This is a genomic window from Enterococcus dispar ATCC 51266, assembly GCF_000406945.1.
Classification (GTDB): Bacteria; Bacillota; Bacilli; order Lactobacillales; family Enterococcaceae; genus Enterococcus_C; species Enterococcus_C dispar.
In genome coordinates this window covers 1,693,249-1,707,887 of record NZ_KE136354.1, presented here as the reverse complement: position 1 = coordinate 1,707,887, position 14,639 = coordinate 1,693,249, and the positions used below count along the sequence as shown (strand labels likewise).

Below are 14,639 nucleotides of genomic sequence, written 5' to 3'. Positions count from 1 at the left end.
AGATGAAAACAGCCATTATTTATGCGACAAAATATGGAGCAACAAAGAAGGTAGCTGAAAAATTGGCAACAATGATTCCAAAAGCTACCGTCTTACCGCTAGCTTTTGTGCACGCGGATGTATTAGAAGATTATCAAAATATTATTATTGGTTCTCCTATAACTGCCGGAATGGTTGATAAAGAACTGAAGGCATTTGTGGGAAACTACCAGGAAAAATTAAAACAGCACAACGTAGGTCTATTTCTTTGTGGACTGCAACCGGAGCAAGCATCAGAAGTTTTTGTGGAAAATTTTTCTGCTGAATTATTAACACATGCCACTGTTAAAGCTTTTGTTGGTGGAATTTATGATCCAACCCAATGCAGTTTTTTCAGTAAACTGGTGATGAAAAAAGTCGCCGGGTTAACCACCTATACTAATCAACTTGATGAAGACAAAATTAACGAAATAGCTGCGCAATTTTCTTAAATAACCGGTAAAAAGCAAGTAGGGTGTTAATAGAATTTTAAAAAGTTTTTGCTATAATAAAACAAGCTATCAAGAGAAGCTAAGAGAACAGGCTCTATGACGCTTCAGCAACCTGTCTTAGGATAAGGTGCTCCATCCTGCCCAAAGGAAAGATAGGAGGAAATAAGATGAAAAAAAGATTTACAGGTGACTATGCAATTTATTTGCGTTTTTTAGTTCGGGGTGGCCCTAGAAGTTTTGCCGAAGCCATGGCATATCATCATGTTAAGGAAAAATTTCAGCATTTGACCATTTCAAAAGAAGATTTAGATGCTATGAAAGTGCAAATGGAAGAAGAAAAAGAAGATGCAAATGAAAGACTGCGTAAACTCACTCGTTCACTGACACCAGGCACATTGATTAAAGGGGAATTTCCAACCCAAACTACAAAACAAAAAAAATCGCATTACGATCAGGCAATCCCTAATAACGTGGTGACTTTTCGAAAAAGAAAAACATAAAGAATAAAAAAGTTCAAAAAGACAGTTGTGATTTCTTCCCAAAATTAGCTAAAAAACTAATTTTTGAAAGGTAATTCACTAAGGCTAGTCTTTTTGAACTTTTTTTATTTCATCTGAGGCAACAACCTGACGAATTAATTCGAATAGTTTTTCCATTATCGGCGGGCGGTAAAATACTGCTATTGCGATAGACAAGGGAGATGAGAAATTGAGGCTGATTGTTATCGGTCAAATCCAAGGTAACTAAATTATCATCTGGATTAATGGCCAATTCCGCTAAAAAACCAACTCCCATGCCAGACTTAATCATGCCCTTTAAAATATCTAAATCATCACTTTGATAAATGACTTGGGGATCCAAATTATTTTGCTGACTGAGACGTAAAAAAGCATGGTGATGGACATATTGCTCACTTAACAATAAAAATTTTTCTGTCGCCAGCTTCCCAAATGCAATCTCTTTTTGCTGTGCCAAGGGATGATTTTTAGCCACTACAATTTTGAATTTCTTTTTTGTTAAAATTTCAGCTGATAAAGACTCTTCTTGAATCGGATCTAATGATCCAATGAGACCGACATCCAATCTACCAAGTTTGACTTGACGTAGCAAATTCTCTGAACCTTCCCGCCGAATGATTAAGTGAGGTAAGATATCTGCTTTTAGCAATTGAGGTGATAACTTGGGGAAATAATAATTACCAATAATAGGAGGTAGCCCTAATGGGATTTTTTTGATTGTCAAATGGCTGATTTCTTCTTTGGCAATCCGTAATTCCCGTAAAATTGTATTGACGTGCTGTAGAAATTGGCGGCCAGCATTGGTCAATGCGACATGTTTATGTGCTTGACTACGATTGACTAAGGCAATATTCAATTCCGATTCTAATCTTTTTATTGCATAAGTGATAGTTGGCTGGCTCACATGATAAAATGCGGCAACTTTTGAATAGTTTTTTTCTAAGGCAAGACGTTGAAAGTATTCTAAATCACGAATATTCATCTGAGCTCTCCTAATTGACGTATGTAAATAAAAACCTGTATCCTTTTCATATAAACAATATTTATCATAACGTTTCTTTTTGACTATAACAAGCGGCAGGAACTATTCTAATCGGTGTAAAGGATATGAAAAATAGGAGGAAGATAGTATGAAAGGCATTGAAGTGTTAAATAATCCATTTTTAAACAAAGGAACTGCTTTTACAAAAGATGAAAGAGAAAAATTAGGTTTGGTCGGCATGTTGCCTAGTCATATACAAACGCTAGAAGAACAAGCAGTCCAAGCTTATGGTCAATATTTAAGTAAGACTAGCGACTTGGAAAAACGAATTTTTCTAATGAACATTTTCAATACTAACCGTACCTTGTTTTATAAATTAATGGGTCAACATATTGTAGAGTTTATGCCTATTGTTTATGATCCAACCGTAGCCGATTCAATTGAACAATACAATGAATTATTTGTGCAACCACAAAATGCCGCCTTTTTATCAATTGATGCACCAGAAGATATTGAAGCAAGTTTAAAAAATGCAGCTGCCGGCAGAAATATTCGTTTAATCGTCGTCACAGATGCAGAAGGTATCTTAGGGATTGGTGACTGGGGTGTCAACGGTGTAGATATTGCGATTGGTAAATTAATGGTATATACAGCAGCCGCTGGTATTGATCCTAGTCAAGTCTTACCTTTTGCATCACTCGATTTAGCCGTGTGTTGTAATAAGCTGGTATTGATCCTAGTCAAGTCTTACCTGTATCTTTAGATGCTGGAACGAATAATGAAAAATTATTGCAGGATCCTTTATATCTAGGCAATAAACACGAACGTATTTATGGTGAACGTTACATGGATTTTGTCGATAAATTTGTGACAGCTGCTACAAAATTATTCCCTGAACTGTTATTACACTGGGAAGACTTTGGCCGGAGTAATGCCGCGACTATTTTGGAAAAATATCAAGATAAAATTACGACGTTTAATGATGATATTCAAGGAACTGGGATTGTCGTTTTAGCCGGCGTTTTGGGAGCAATGAATATTGCCCAGGAAAAACTCACCGACCAAACCTTTTTAACTTTTGGGGCTGGTACTGCCGGGGTTGGAATTGCTAACCAATTATTAGATGAATTAATTCGTGAAGGCTTAAGTGAAGAAGAAGCAAGAAGTCGTTTTTATTTAGTAGACAAACAAGGCTTGTTGTTTGAAGATACACCAGATTTGACAGAAGGATAAAAAGCTTTTGTACGTAAACGTGAGGAATTTGATCAAAGTATTGATTTAACCAATTTAGAAAATGTGGTAAAAACTGTTCATCCAACGGTTATGATTGGTACTTCAACCCAACCGGGTGCTTTTACTGAAACGATTGTAAAAGAAATGGCTGCACATACAAATCGTCCCGTTATTTTCCCACTTTCAAATCCAACCAAATTAGCTGAAGCAACAGCAGCTGATTTAATTCATTGGACAGAAGGTAAAGCTTTAGTAGGTACAGGAATTCCGGCTGCAGATGTAGAATATAACGGGGTAACTTACCAAATTGGGCAAGCCAATAATGCACTAATGTATCCTGGTTTAGGGTTAGGCATTATTGCATCAACTGCTAGTCGGGTAACTGGTGAAATGTTATCACAAGCAAGCCACGCTTTAGGTGGTTTAGTTGATACTTCAAAACCAGGTGCCGCAGTCTTACCACCAGTTGCAAAACTTGCTGAGTTTTCAGAACGAATTGCAGAAGTTGTGGGGCAAAGTGTCTTAGATCAAAAATTAAACAAAGAACCAATTGAAGACATTAAAGCCGCCGTTAAAGCAACAAAATGGGTTCCTGAATATTAAAGAGAGAAGGGATTATTGTGGTATTCTTTCAATCAATTCAAAGTGTTATTAGTATTATTTTGATGATTGCATTAGGTTATATCCTGAAAAGACAAGGTTGGTTTGATGATAATTTTGGTAAAAATATTTCCAGCTTAATTACAAAAATTGCGTTACCAGCTTCAATTTTTGTTTCCGTTTTAAAATATTTGACTAAAGATAGTTTAGTTTCATTATCCGGTAGTCTTTTATTTCCAGTTTTAGGCGTTATTATTGGTTATCTTATCGCCTACCTATTAGTAAAAGTGATGAAAATCCGTCCAGGACGTCGCGGCATTTTTATGAATGGGGTCGTAAATGCGAATACTATTTTCATTGGGTTGCCGTTAAATATTGCTTTGTTTGGTGATAAGGCGTTACCATACTTTTTAGTTTATTATGTGACGAATACGATTTCGACTTGGGCTTTTGGGGTATTTTTAATTTCAAATGATGACCCTACAAAAGAAAAAGGAAGCCAAAAAGCTAAATTAAACTGGAAAAAATTATTGCCACCACCACTATTAGGTTTTATTGTGGCATTAATATTTCTAATTTTTAGTATTCCTGTACCAAGTTTCATCAACGCAACATTAGGTTATGTTGGTGGAATTGTAACACCGTTATCACTACTTTATATTGGGATTGTCTTATACGATGCTAGTTTGAAGAGTATTCGTTTTGACCGAGATACTGTGGTAGCATTAATTGGTCGTTTTGTTTTATCACCAGTTATTTTGATTGGCTTAATTAGCTTAGGTTCATCTATGTTTGATATTCATTTGGCTAGTTTATTAAAACAAACATTGATTGTTCAATCAGCGACACCAATGTTAGCCGTATTACCAATTTTAGCGGCAGATGCCCATGGCGATGTTAAATACGCAACGAACTTGGTAACCACAAGTACCATTTTGTTTGTTGTAGTAGTACCAGTCTTAATGGCTATCGTCCAATATATTTAACAGAAAAAATAGAACATTCAAACACAAGCGCTACTTTCATCATTTTTATAATGGTAGAAGGGTGTTAGTGGTTTGAATGTTTTTTTTGATCGAAAAATCAAAATTAGAATATTTATTTTATTTTTTTGCTTTTATTTTACACAATAGGATAAAATAGAATTAGATGAAAAAATAAAGTGAATTGGGGGAGAAAAGATGAGTGAGTATTACTATATTCTATCTTTGTACAAGGAAAAACAACGTTATGGTTTAAAAGTAACTCTTTTAACAGCTGTTTTATTGTTAGGTGTAAGTTTTATTGTCGCATTGGATTTGTTTCGGATGAATCCGCTGATTTGGTATTTTATCGCCATGGGAATTGTTTTATTTCAAATGAAGAAAATGAAAAGAGAAAGTGAAAACTACGATCAATTAGTTGATTTTTTAAAGCGCTATCAATCAGAAACGCTTCAAAATGATGAACTTGTTTTCTTTATTGATTATCAGTTAAAACATTATTTTGAGCGGGAATCACACGAATTACTTGCACGTTTGAAAAATAAAAATACAGCGGACGATGTCAAAGCGATTATCGGGTTGAATGAAATAATTGGGGAAATCATCGCCTATTATAATTATCTTTCTGATGATCAAGAATTAAAAGAAGATATTGAGATTTCTTTACAATGGTATCGCGATTCTATTGAAAACCGCAAACAAAATTTGGTTTAGAAAGGAGTAAATATGAAGTTAAAACGGGATGTTTTAGGTGTAGTGCTAGCTTTTATGAGTACGGGTTTAGTTGCAACCGGTTTAAATACTGATGCATATCAAACTGTTTATGATACACAAGCGAAACAAGAACAAAAAGTACAACAAGCACTTAACTCTGAATTTATTACACCTCCAGATAAAAAAGAATTGCAGCAAACTGTCACAACCTTTGCAAAAGTAAAAACCAGTGAAAATCGTAGTAAACTTCAAGAAAAAATAAAGCAACAAGAAAAATTGTTACATAAAGTTCACTTAAGGTTGATCAAAAAAGAAGCCAAAGTAGCGGCACAAGAATATGATACTGTAACAGCAGATTTGGCTGACTTAAAAGAAAAAAGCCAAGAGCCCTTTATTACAGATGATGATGAAAAACGCGTTGCTGTCTTAACCGATGAATTAACTGAAATTAGTTCACCGCAAAAGGTGGAACCTGTCCGAACGTTAGCGACCAAGACAGAAAAATTAGCAGCAGAAATGAAAGAGAATCAAGCAGAAATGCTAGATTTTGTAGCTAACTTAAAAGAAGATAATAAGACAGTCAAAACGTTGCAAAATCATAAATTCTTAACCAAAACAGATAAGACAGAATTGGCTACATTACAAAAGGAAAATGAAAAATATTTTAAAGACGCCAACGATTTGCATGTCTTAAAAAGCCATCGTGACAATTCCCAAAATATCGTGACAACTTTACAAAGTCGTGCCACTGCTACGGAACAAGATTTTAAAGAAAATGAAAAAATTGCGCGGGAATTGATTAAAGCAACAAATGAATTATTAGCCAAAGGAGATTTGAATTCTGACGAGAAAATAGAACTCAATCAAGTTAGAACTGCACTAAGTGATTCCTTAAGCTTAAAAAATTATCGACCTGGTGACTTAAGTAACAGCTATACTACCCTGAAAACCAATTACGATAGCTCCTTTAAAGTAAGTAATGAACGTCAGGCAAAAGCAAAACAGCTTGCAGCAGAAGCCGCTGCTCGAAAAAAAGCAGCCGAACTTAAGGCGGTAAAAGAAGCACAAGAAAAAGCAGAACGCCAAAAAGAAGCGCAGGCGCAAACAGTTGTGAACACCCCTTCAAATAATGACACCCCTACGGCTATTCCAACATCTGGCGGGTGGCACCAAGCGCCCAGTGGATATAAATTTTTAAAAGTAGAAAGTGGTAAAACTTATGGTCAAGTAAAAAATCCAGATAACTTTAGTTTAATTACGGTAGCGCAAGCCGCAAATTATACTCCAGGGCATGGTAATGGTTCTGCGAAACAATAAGATAGATTGAAGAGTAGTATTGCTGCTCTTCAATCTTTTTTTATTTGGCAGTGTAATCTCTTTTATGAACTGCTAAAATTAAGAGAAGACAAAAATGAAAAGAGGGACGAGATGACACAATTTAAAATTGCATTTTTTGATATTGATGGTACATTAGCAGATAATACATTACCCCATGATTTAAGCATTTTGGAAAGAATTCCTTTATCTGCTAAAGAAGCATTGCGTCAACTAAAACAAAATGGGATTGAACCTGTGATTGCTTCAGGGCGCAATCATTTAATGTTGCGAGAATTTGCCTCTAAATTAGGTGTTGAAAGTTTAGTTGCCTCCAACGGCACACAAGTTTTGTACAAAGGAAAAGAAGTGGCCTGTCATCCAATTGCACATTCACTCTTAAAAGAAACAATGCTGGAATTTGACCGCCAACAAATCCGCTATATTATTGAAACGCCAGAGCGTTTTTTGGCGACCAGTAAAAAAGTGGCGACAGAAGATGCTGCTGCAAAATATATCGAGTATGTCGCAGATATCAAAAGTTTACCACCAGATGTCATCCAATTAATTGTTCGTCTAGAAGATCGTAAAAATATTCAATTAGAAAGTGAATTACTAGTTGCAGAAAAAGTTGCACCAGTGGTAATGGACGTACATTTATCCCACGTATCAAAAGCAACTGGAGTTCATGAAATACTGGAAAAATTAAACATTAAACCAGAAGAAGCGTTGGCCTTCGGGGATGAAGAAAATGATTTGGCAATGTTTGATGCAGTTGGATACCCAATTGCAATGGGAAATGCCTGTGATGCTTTAAAAGAAAAAGCAAAATTTGTCACCGATAAAGTTGGAGAAGACGGTATTTGGCTGGCCTGTCAGAAATTAGGATTAGTGCAATAAAAAAACACCTGCAAGTTAACTTGGTTTGGAGTAAACCGAGGTAACAAGCAGGTGTCTTTTTATTCAAATTCTTCGTATTCGTTAGGATCTTGATCGTTAATGCGGCCATCGGCTTTATTTAGTGCCGTAATCGCCTCAATTTCATTTGGCATTAAAGCAAAATCAAAAATATCCAAGTTTAAACGTTGATGCGTTAGTGAACTTGCTTTAGGAATAGGAACAATCCCACGTTCATGGTGCCAACGTAAAATAATTTGACCAGCATTTTTATGGTATTTTTTTGCTAAATCTTGAATCAAAGGTTCTTTTAATGATGCGCTGGCGCGACCCAAAGGGCTCCAAGCCTCTGTTGTAATACCGCGTTTTTTATTTTCTGCTACCATTTTTTCTTGTGTCCAATAAGGATGTAATTCAATTTGATTAACGGCAGGGGTGACACCTGTATCACTGATGATTTTATCTAAATGTTCGGGTTCAAAATTTGAAACACCAATTGAACGGATAAGTCCCAATTTTTGAGCGGCTACCAACGCTTGCCAAGCTTCAGAATAAAGACCACGTTTTGGCAATGGCCAGTGAATTAAGAAAAGATCAAAATACGCTAACCCCATCCGCCGTAAAGATTCTTGAATAGACAACAGTGCATCGTCGTAGTGATGGTATTTTCCCGGTAATTTTGAAGTGATAAAAAATTCTGCACGGGGAATGCCAGAACGGCGCACTGCCTCACCTACAATTCCTTCATTATCGTAGTTTGTCGAAGTATCAAGGGCACGATAGCCATCGTGAATAGCACTTAAAATTTGTTGCATCCCATGGTCGCCACGAATTTTATAAGTTCCAAAACCAAGAGCGGGGATATAATTCCCGTCATTTAAAACAAAATTTGGTACAGTCATCATTCATCCTCCTTAAAATGTTCTTTTTTTAAACTTATCATGAAATTGAATTTGAGTGAAATGATAGGGTAGTAAAGAAGATAAATATAACAAAGTAGTGGTTTAAAATGAAAATTGAAGGATAATCTGATAAAATTAAGTAAGCGTTAACAAATTGTTGAGGAGGACTAAAAATTGGATAGGACAGAAGTAAATATAGGATTTGATATTGGAATTTCAAGTGTCGGATGGAGTGTTGTCGCTACTAAATCAGGACGAATTTTAGAAAGTGGCGTTAGTCTTTTTTCAGGTGCTTCAGCAGCAAAAAATGAAGAACGACGGAATTTTAGGCAAAGTCGCAGACTGCTGCGTCGTCGAAAAAATAGAATCAGCGATTTGAAAAAATATTTAAAAGAACAAAGTTTTACATACAATGGAGAATTGCTAAATGAAAACCCTTATGAAATTCGTGTGAAAGGTTTAACGGAAAAATTATCAAAAGAAGAAATTGCATTAGCTTTACTTCATATCGTAAAACGTCGCGGTGTCAGTTATGACTTGGGTGATATTGAAGAAGAAGGAACCACTGGCAGTTATAAAGAAGGGGTGAAAAAGAATCAGAAATTGTTGAAAGAAAAAACGCCAGCAGAAATTCAATTCCAGCGTTTAAAAAAATTTCATAAGGTTAGAGGTCAAATCGCAATTGACGAAAATGATGTGTTACTAAACGTCTTTCCAAACCATGCTTACGTGGATGAGGCGCAACAAATATTGTACACACAACAAGAATTTTATCCAGAAATTAACGAGACGTTTATTAATCAAGTTACGGATTTTATCAGTCGTAAACGAGACTACTTTATTGGACCCGGTTCAGAAAAATCGCGAACAGATTATGGTATTTACCGGACAGATGGTACAACGCTACAAAATCTATTTTCGATTTTAATTGGGAAAGATAAGATATTTCCAGATGAATTTCGAGCGGCGGGAAATTCCTATACGGCACAGGTCTACAATCTTTTAAACGATTTAAACAACTTGGCAATTGATGATACCGAGACCGGAAAATTGACTAAGCAGCAAAAAGAAAAAATTATCATGGAATTAAAAACAACTGAAAAAAGTGTCAATATGATGAAGTTGATTGCTAAAACAGCTGGTGTAACGGTTGAGCAAATCAGTCGCTATCGCATTAACCGTGATGGAAAGTCAGAAATTCATAACATGGCTGTCTATCGCAAAATTCGAAAAGTGTTTCTTGAATTAGGATATGAAATAAATGAGTGGCCATCACAATTACTTGACGAACTTGGGGATGCATTAAGCTTAAATACAGAAAATGGCGAGATTCGTCGTATTTTAACGGATAATTTAGCGAATAAATACAAAATTTTGGATCAACAGCTAATTAATCTGATTATTGAAAATAAAAATGCTTTTACATTAAGTACTAATCAAAAATGGCATCGCTTTTCCTACAAGACAATGAAAATTCTAATACCAGAGTTACTGGAAACTAACAAAGAACAGATGACTATCTTAACTGAGATGGGCTTAATGAAAAAAGATCAGCGTAACTATGTTGGAAAGAATAAAATTGACAGTGAAGCACTATTGGAAAATCTATACAATCCAGTTGTACGGAAATCTACGCGTCAAACCATGAAACTTTTCAATACATTACTAAAAAAATATCCTAATATTGCGTATGTTGTAATTGAAATGCCAAGAGAAGATGATGAAGACAAAGCGCGACGTGATTATGTGAAATTTCAAAAAGACAACGAAAAAGAAAAAGATGCAGCACTTAAAAATTTCATCATGGAATCTGGTAAAAGTGAAGCTGAAGTGATTGCAAAATATCGTCAATCGAAAAAGTTTCGAAGTAAAGTACGTCTTTGGTATCAGCAAATGGGACGATGTTTGTACTCTGGGAAAGCAATGCCAGCTGAAAGAGTCTTTCGTGATGATCACTTTACTGATATAGATCACGTGATCCCATTATCTGTTTCTTTTGATGATGGTATGAATAATAAAGTCTTGTGTCTTGCGGAAATGAATCGACAAAAAGATAAACAAACACCATATGCCTTCTTTAATGCTGGTCATGGGCAAGGTTTTCAAGCAATGAATGCCATGTTGAAAAATAATAACCGAATTTCAAGTGCAAAAAAGCGTAATTTACTTTTCACTGAAAATCTTAACGACTTGGAAGTACGTAAACGGTTTATTGAACGTAATCTAGTAGATACACGCTATGCTTCTAGAGTAGTTTTAAATGAATTGCAGCAATTTGTGAAAGCTAAGCAATTAGACACTAAAGTTACAGTAATAAGAGGAAAATTTACGAGTAAACTACGTGAAAAATGGAATATCAATAAATCGAGAGATACACATCATCATCATGCCGTCGATGCTGCTGTCATTGCGGTATCTCCAATGTTAAATTTGTGGGAAAAAGGCGCTTCAATTATTCCAAATAAAGTTGGAGAAAATGTTATTGATATTAAAACAGGAGAAATTATTACAGATCACGATTACGAGGCTGATGTATATGAATTACCTTATGCAAAATTTTTAGAACAGATACCAAAAGTAAAAAAAGATATCAAATTTAGACATCAAGTTGATAAAAAGAAAAATCGAAAAGTAAGTGATGCGACAATTTATACAACCCGTAAAGCAAAAGTTGGGAAAGATAAAGAAGAAACAGATTATGTATTGGGAACAATTAAAGATATATATAGTCTAGAGGGGTATGTTAGCTTTAAAAAAATTTACAATAAAGATAAAGCTAAATTTTTAATGGCGCGAATTGATCCTAAAACTTTTGAAAAATTAGAAAAAATTGTAGCGGAGTATCCCGAATCAATCGAAGTTGTGCAAGATAATGGAAAAGTAGACGTTCAAAAAATAAGTCCCTTTGAACTCTATCGCAAAGACAATGGTTTTGTAACTAAATTTGCGAAAAAAAATAATGGCCCTGCTGTTAAATCATTAAAATACTATGATTCAAAATTAGGTTCATCAATAGATGTTACGCCTGACAATGCTAAAAATAAAAAGGTTATTTTACAATCTCTGAAACCGTGGCGTACAGATGTATATTTTAACGAAGAAAATCAAGAATACGAGATTATGGGATTAAAATATTCAGATTTAAAATTTGGTAAAAATGGAAAATACGGAGTTCCAAAAGTACGCTATGAAGAAATAAAGCAGGAGGAGGAGATTTCTGAAGGCTCGAAATTTCTATTTTCATTATATCGTGGTGATCGAATAAAAGTTACAAATGAATTGGGAGAAAATTTAGATTTATTATTTTCGTCAAGAACTTTACCAGCACAAAAAGGGTACGTAGAACTTAAACCAATAGATAAAACCAAATTTGATGGAAAAGAAAAAGTAAGTTTTTACGGAACTGTGACACCTAACGGCCAATTTGTAAAGAAATTTGCAAAAAAAGGCTATAAAATTTTAAAACTAAATACCGATGAGTTGGGAAATACTTATATTGAAAACGGAGAAAAAGAACCAAGTGATATTCTTGACATGTAATCGCTATCTTGGTAAGATAATTATGCAAGCGACGGCTTGCTACCGTTATTCAATTTTTAAGAATCTACAAAAATAAGGCTTTATGCCGAATTTCCCACTCTGTTTTCAGAGTGGGTTTTTTTATTACTTTTTGGAGGTACAAATATGACGTGGCGGATTGTACATATTAAAGAAAGTGACAGCTTGAATTTGAAGTTAGATAATCTTGAAATTCTGAAAAAAGGACAAAAATATCATATTCCATTAGCCGATATTAGTATGGTGATTATTGAAAGTAACGCCACTATTACAACAAATTTACTTGCACGGTTTAGCAAATATAATATTGCGTTGATCGTTTGTGATAATAAGTATCTGCCAACGGGGCTATTTTTGAATTATGGAAACTATCATCGATGCGGAAAGAGATCACAGGAACAGTTAACTTGGGATGATGCGATTAAACAACTTATGTGGCAGAATATCGTCGGACAAAAAATTTCAAATCAAATTCAATTTGCAAAATATAAAGGAATAGATGATAACCGTTTAGATATAATGATTGGAATGTACCAACAGTTAAAACCAGGAGATGAAACAAATCGTGAAGGGCACGTTGCAAAAGTTTATTTTAATTCGTTATATGGGATGGAATTTACAAGGGATACTGATGATTTAGCTAATATTGCAATGAATTATGGCTACGCCGTTATTCGAGCTGCAATTGCAAGATTAACTGTAGGACAAGGTCTCATGACAATGTTGGGAGTATTTCATTGCAATGAATATAATTCTTTTAATCTAGTTGATGATTTAATGGAACCTTTTAGGCCACTTATGGATTACTGGATTGATAAAGAAATCTTGTCACAATTTAATTATTTATCTTATCAATCAAGACTAAAAATTATTGAATTTTTACATCAACCAATGCAGTATAAATCAACTAAAAGTACAGTTGATCAAGTAATGCTAAAATACGTTAATAGTTTTGTTAAAGCCATGAACGATCGTAACGAAAAAGCTATTCATAACATAGCGTTGAATGACTTTATTGAGGTGGGAAGATGAGGTATCAGCAGATGAGAATCTTATGTATGTTTGATTTACCGGTGGAAACCAAAAAAGAGCAGCGGCAATATAGAATGTTTCGTAAAGAATTATTATCCAATGGGTTTGTGATGTTACAATATTCAATTTATTATCGTGCAGTTCCAAATCGATCAGCGGGAAAAAAATTTGAAACTATTTTAAAACGTATGGTTCCCCCAGTCGGCGAAATTCGGTTACTTTATGTTAGCGAAAAGCAGTTTGAAGAAATGGAATTATTAGTTGGACAGCGAAGTCACCAAGAAGAAGTAATTGGCAACAATAAGATGGTGGTGATTTAGTGGAGGTGAAACTGGAATACGAATATAAAAAATATTTAACATTTAATGCAGAACATATTACATATTTTCTAGGTTCAAATCATGAAATTAAATGGAAGCTTTATCGAGGCTTGAAACGGTTTAGCTCAGGTAAGTCTTTGTCTGACTTAGAAGAAAATGTGTATGGTGATGACGGAATTGTAATTATTTGTAACGATAAACAAGTTAAAGCAAAAGACTTATCTTTGTTCTTTTTAGACTGTCGAGAAAGTTTATTAGAAAACTGTCGTATAAAAAAAGATACATTAATGTCTCATTATCTTAGCGAGGCTGAATCAAATTTTACAATACAGCGACAGTTGGAGCAGCTTAACAATGAATTTTTGAGCTTAGAGGCCATCTTACAAAATTATATGACAGAAGATTTTAACCATATTGTTCCAGCTTTAAGAAGTGTAACTTATGCAGATATGGTGAAGATATTTTTAGAACTGGGATTTTTTGAAGAAGATGTAGCTTATCCACTTGAAATGTTGGATATTGACCAATTAATAGGAGATTATTGTGCATTACTAGCTACACATATTAAAAAATCACAAAAAATGACATGGTTATGGATTAATAATCCAAACGCCTTTATGGGACGTGAAGCTTTTCAAAATCTATTGTGCCAACTCTCAACCATTAATGATGAAACGGGATTATTGTCTGTATTTGTTTTAAGTGAAGATTATTTAGATTTAGAATTCAATCAGCGCAATATTTCTGAAACTGTATTATTATTTCAAGGATATCAACAATTACCAGAATTTGAAATATTGAAAGAATCCTTTGCGCGTCATTATCCTTGCGAATTTACGTTGAAAGATGAAGTTTTTATTGCTAGTTTGTTTAGAATTTTTCCATATATTGGCTTGGTTAAGAATCCTTACTTAAAAGAAAAGGACATGGTATTATTAAAAGTGTTAGAGGAGTTATTAGGGATTGATACTTTAAATCGTCAATGTCAAAATAATGAAAAATTGAATGATTTAGAGTGCAATTTTCTTAATAATTGACCAAAAACCAAGAACTTTTGAATGGAGACGTCCATTTGAGGTTTTTGTACTCTTAAAAATTGAGTAACGGTAAAACTAC

The 14,639-nt window shown here is 34.4% G+C and carries 12 protein-coding genes, 1 pseudogene and 1 riboswitch; of the genes and pseudogenes, 11 read left to right on the top strand and 2 right to left on the bottom strand.

The genetic code is table 11. The features are described 5' to 3' along the window. The first annotated feature begins 2 nt into the window (after positions 1-2). Together RK01_RS08220 and RK01_RS08215 are read left to right on the top strand one after the other, a co-directional pair. On the top strand, positions 3-470 hold the full coding sequence (locus RK01_RS08220) for a flavodoxin domain-containing protein (protein WP_016172832.1): 468 nt from the start codon (positions 3-5) through the stop codon (positions 468-470). Positions 471-533: 63 nt separating this feature from the next. Next, a riboswitch (SAM riboswitch) is annotated at positions 534-629 on the top strand. Positions 630-637: 8 nt separating this feature from the next. Continuing rightward, positions 638-970, top strand: a complete 333-nt coding sequence (locus RK01_RS08215) for a hypothetical protein (protein WP_016172831.1) — start codon at positions 638-640, stop codon at positions 968-970. Between the two features lie 109 nt (positions 971-1,079). Here the strand turns inward: RK01_RS08215 and RK01_RS08210 are convergent, their stop codons facing one another. Continuing rightward, positions 1,080-1,970, bottom strand: coding sequence for a LysR family transcriptional regulator (locus RK01_RS08210; RefSeq protein WP_016172830.1), 891 nt, complete (start codon positions 1,968-1,970; stop codon positions 1,080-1,082). A 148-nt stretch (positions 1,971-2,118) separates the two neighbouring features. Here RK01_RS08210 and maeA point away from each other — a divergent pair. The 5 genes and pseudogenes from maeA to RK01_RS08175 all read left to right on the top strand — a co-directional run bounded on the left by maeA (position 2,119) and on the right by RK01_RS08175 (position 7,714). Then, positions 2,119-3,806: pseudogene (gene maeA, locus RK01_RS13940) on the top strand (oxaloacetate-decarboxylating malate dehydrogenase). 17 nt (positions 3,807-3,823) lie between these two features. Continuing rightward, entirely contained in the window at positions 3,824-4,789 is a 966-nt protein-coding gene (locus RK01_RS08190) for an AEC family transporter (RefSeq protein WP_016172826.1), read from the top strand. A gap of 195 nt (positions 4,790-4,984) precedes the next feature. Beyond that, positions 4,985-5,500: a hypothetical protein gene (locus RK01_RS08185; protein WP_016172825.1), complete on the top strand. Its 516-nt coding sequence runs from the start codon at positions 4,985-4,987 to the stop codon at positions 5,498-5,500. Between the two features lie 12 nt (positions 5,501-5,512). Further along, positions 5,513-6,817, top strand: coding sequence for a coiled-coil domain-containing protein (locus RK01_RS08180; RefSeq protein WP_016172824.1), 1,305 nt, complete (start codon positions 5,513-5,515; stop codon positions 6,815-6,817). A 111-nt stretch (positions 6,818-6,928) separates the two neighbouring features. Continuing rightward, the gene (locus tag RK01_RS08175; RefSeq protein ID WP_016172823.1) at positions 6,929-7,714 is read left to right on the top strand and encodes a Cof-type HAD-IIB family hydrolase; all 786 of its coding nucleotides are present in this window, start codon (positions 6,929-6,931) and stop codon (positions 7,712-7,714) included. 59 nt (positions 7,715-7,773) lie between these two features. Here RK01_RS08175 and RK01_RS08170 read toward each other — a convergent pair whose 3' ends face one another. Then, complete coding sequence (locus tag RK01_RS08170) at positions 7,774-8,613, bottom strand: aldo/keto reductase (protein ID WP_016172822.1); 840 nt, start codon at positions 8,611-8,613, stop codon at positions 7,774-7,776. A gap of 174 nt (positions 8,614-8,787) precedes the next feature. Here RK01_RS08170 and cas9 point away from each other — a divergent pair, with 174 nt between their 5' ends. The 4 genes from cas9 (at position 8,788) to csn2-St (ending at position 14,560) form a co-directional block, all read left to right on the top strand. Beyond that, positions 8,788-12,153, top strand: a complete 3,366-nt coding sequence (gene cas9, locus RK01_RS08165; RefSeq protein WP_016172821.1) for a type II CRISPR RNA-guided endonuclease Cas9 — start codon at positions 8,788-8,790, stop codon at positions 12,151-12,153. Between the two features lie 144 nt (positions 12,154-12,297). Continuing rightward, on the top strand, positions 12,298-13,203 hold the full coding sequence (gene cas1, locus RK01_RS08160; RefSeq protein WP_016172820.1) for a type II CRISPR-associated endonuclease Cas1: 906 nt from the start codon (positions 12,298-12,300) through the stop codon (positions 13,201-13,203). Positions 13,204-13,214: 11 nt separating this feature from the next. After that, the gene (cas2, locus tag RK01_RS08155; protein ID WP_016172819.1) at positions 13,215-13,523 is read left to right on the top strand and encodes a CRISPR-associated endonuclease Cas2; all 309 of its coding nucleotides are present in this window, start codon (positions 13,215-13,217) and stop codon (positions 13,521-13,523) included. After that, a complete protein-coding gene (csn2-St, locus tag RK01_RS08150) occupies positions 13,523-14,560 on the top strand; it encodes a CRISPR-associated protein Csn2-St (protein WP_016172818.1) in 1,038 nt (345 codons plus the stop codon). Before cas2 ends, csn2-St begins: the two co-directional genes overlap by 1 nt. Positions 14,561-14,639 lie beyond the last annotated feature (79 nt).

What these genes read in the sequence shown, in the direction of transcription:
- RK01_RS08220 (WP_016172832.1), top strand. Translation starts at nt 3, where the DNA reads ATGAAAACAGCCATTATTTATGCGACAAAATATGGAGCAACAAAGAAG.
- RK01_RS08215 (WP_016172831.1), top strand. Translation starts at nt 638, where the DNA reads ATGAAAAAAAGATTTACAGGTGACTATGCAATTTATTTGCGTTTTTTA.
- RK01_RS08210 (WP_016172830.1), bottom strand. Translation starts at nt 1,970, where the DNA reads ATGAATATTCGTGATTTAGAATACTTTCAACGTCTTGCCTTAGAAAAA.
- RK01_RS08185 (WP_016172825.1), top strand. Translation starts at nt 4,985, where the DNA reads ATGAGTGAGTATTACTATATTCTATCTTTGTACAAGGAAAAACAACGT.
- RK01_RS08180 (WP_016172824.1), top strand. Translation starts at nt 5,513, where the DNA reads ATGAAGTTAAAACGGGATGTTTTAGGTGTAGTGCTAGCTTTTATGAGT.
- RK01_RS08175 (WP_016172823.1), top strand. Translation starts at nt 6,929, where the DNA reads ATGACACAATTTAAAATTGCATTTTTTGATATTGATGGTACATTAGCA.
- RK01_RS08170 (WP_016172822.1), bottom strand. Translation starts at nt 8,613, where the DNA reads ATGACTGTACCAAATTTTGTTTTAAATGACGGGAATTATATCCCCGCT.
- cas1 (WP_016172820.1), top strand. Translation starts at nt 12,298, where the DNA reads ATGACGTGGCGGATTGTACATATTAAAGAAAGTGACAGCTTGAATTTG.
- cas2 (WP_016172819.1), top strand. Translation starts at nt 13,215, where the DNA reads ATGAGAATCTTATGTATGTTTGATTTACCGGTGGAAACCAAAAAAGAG.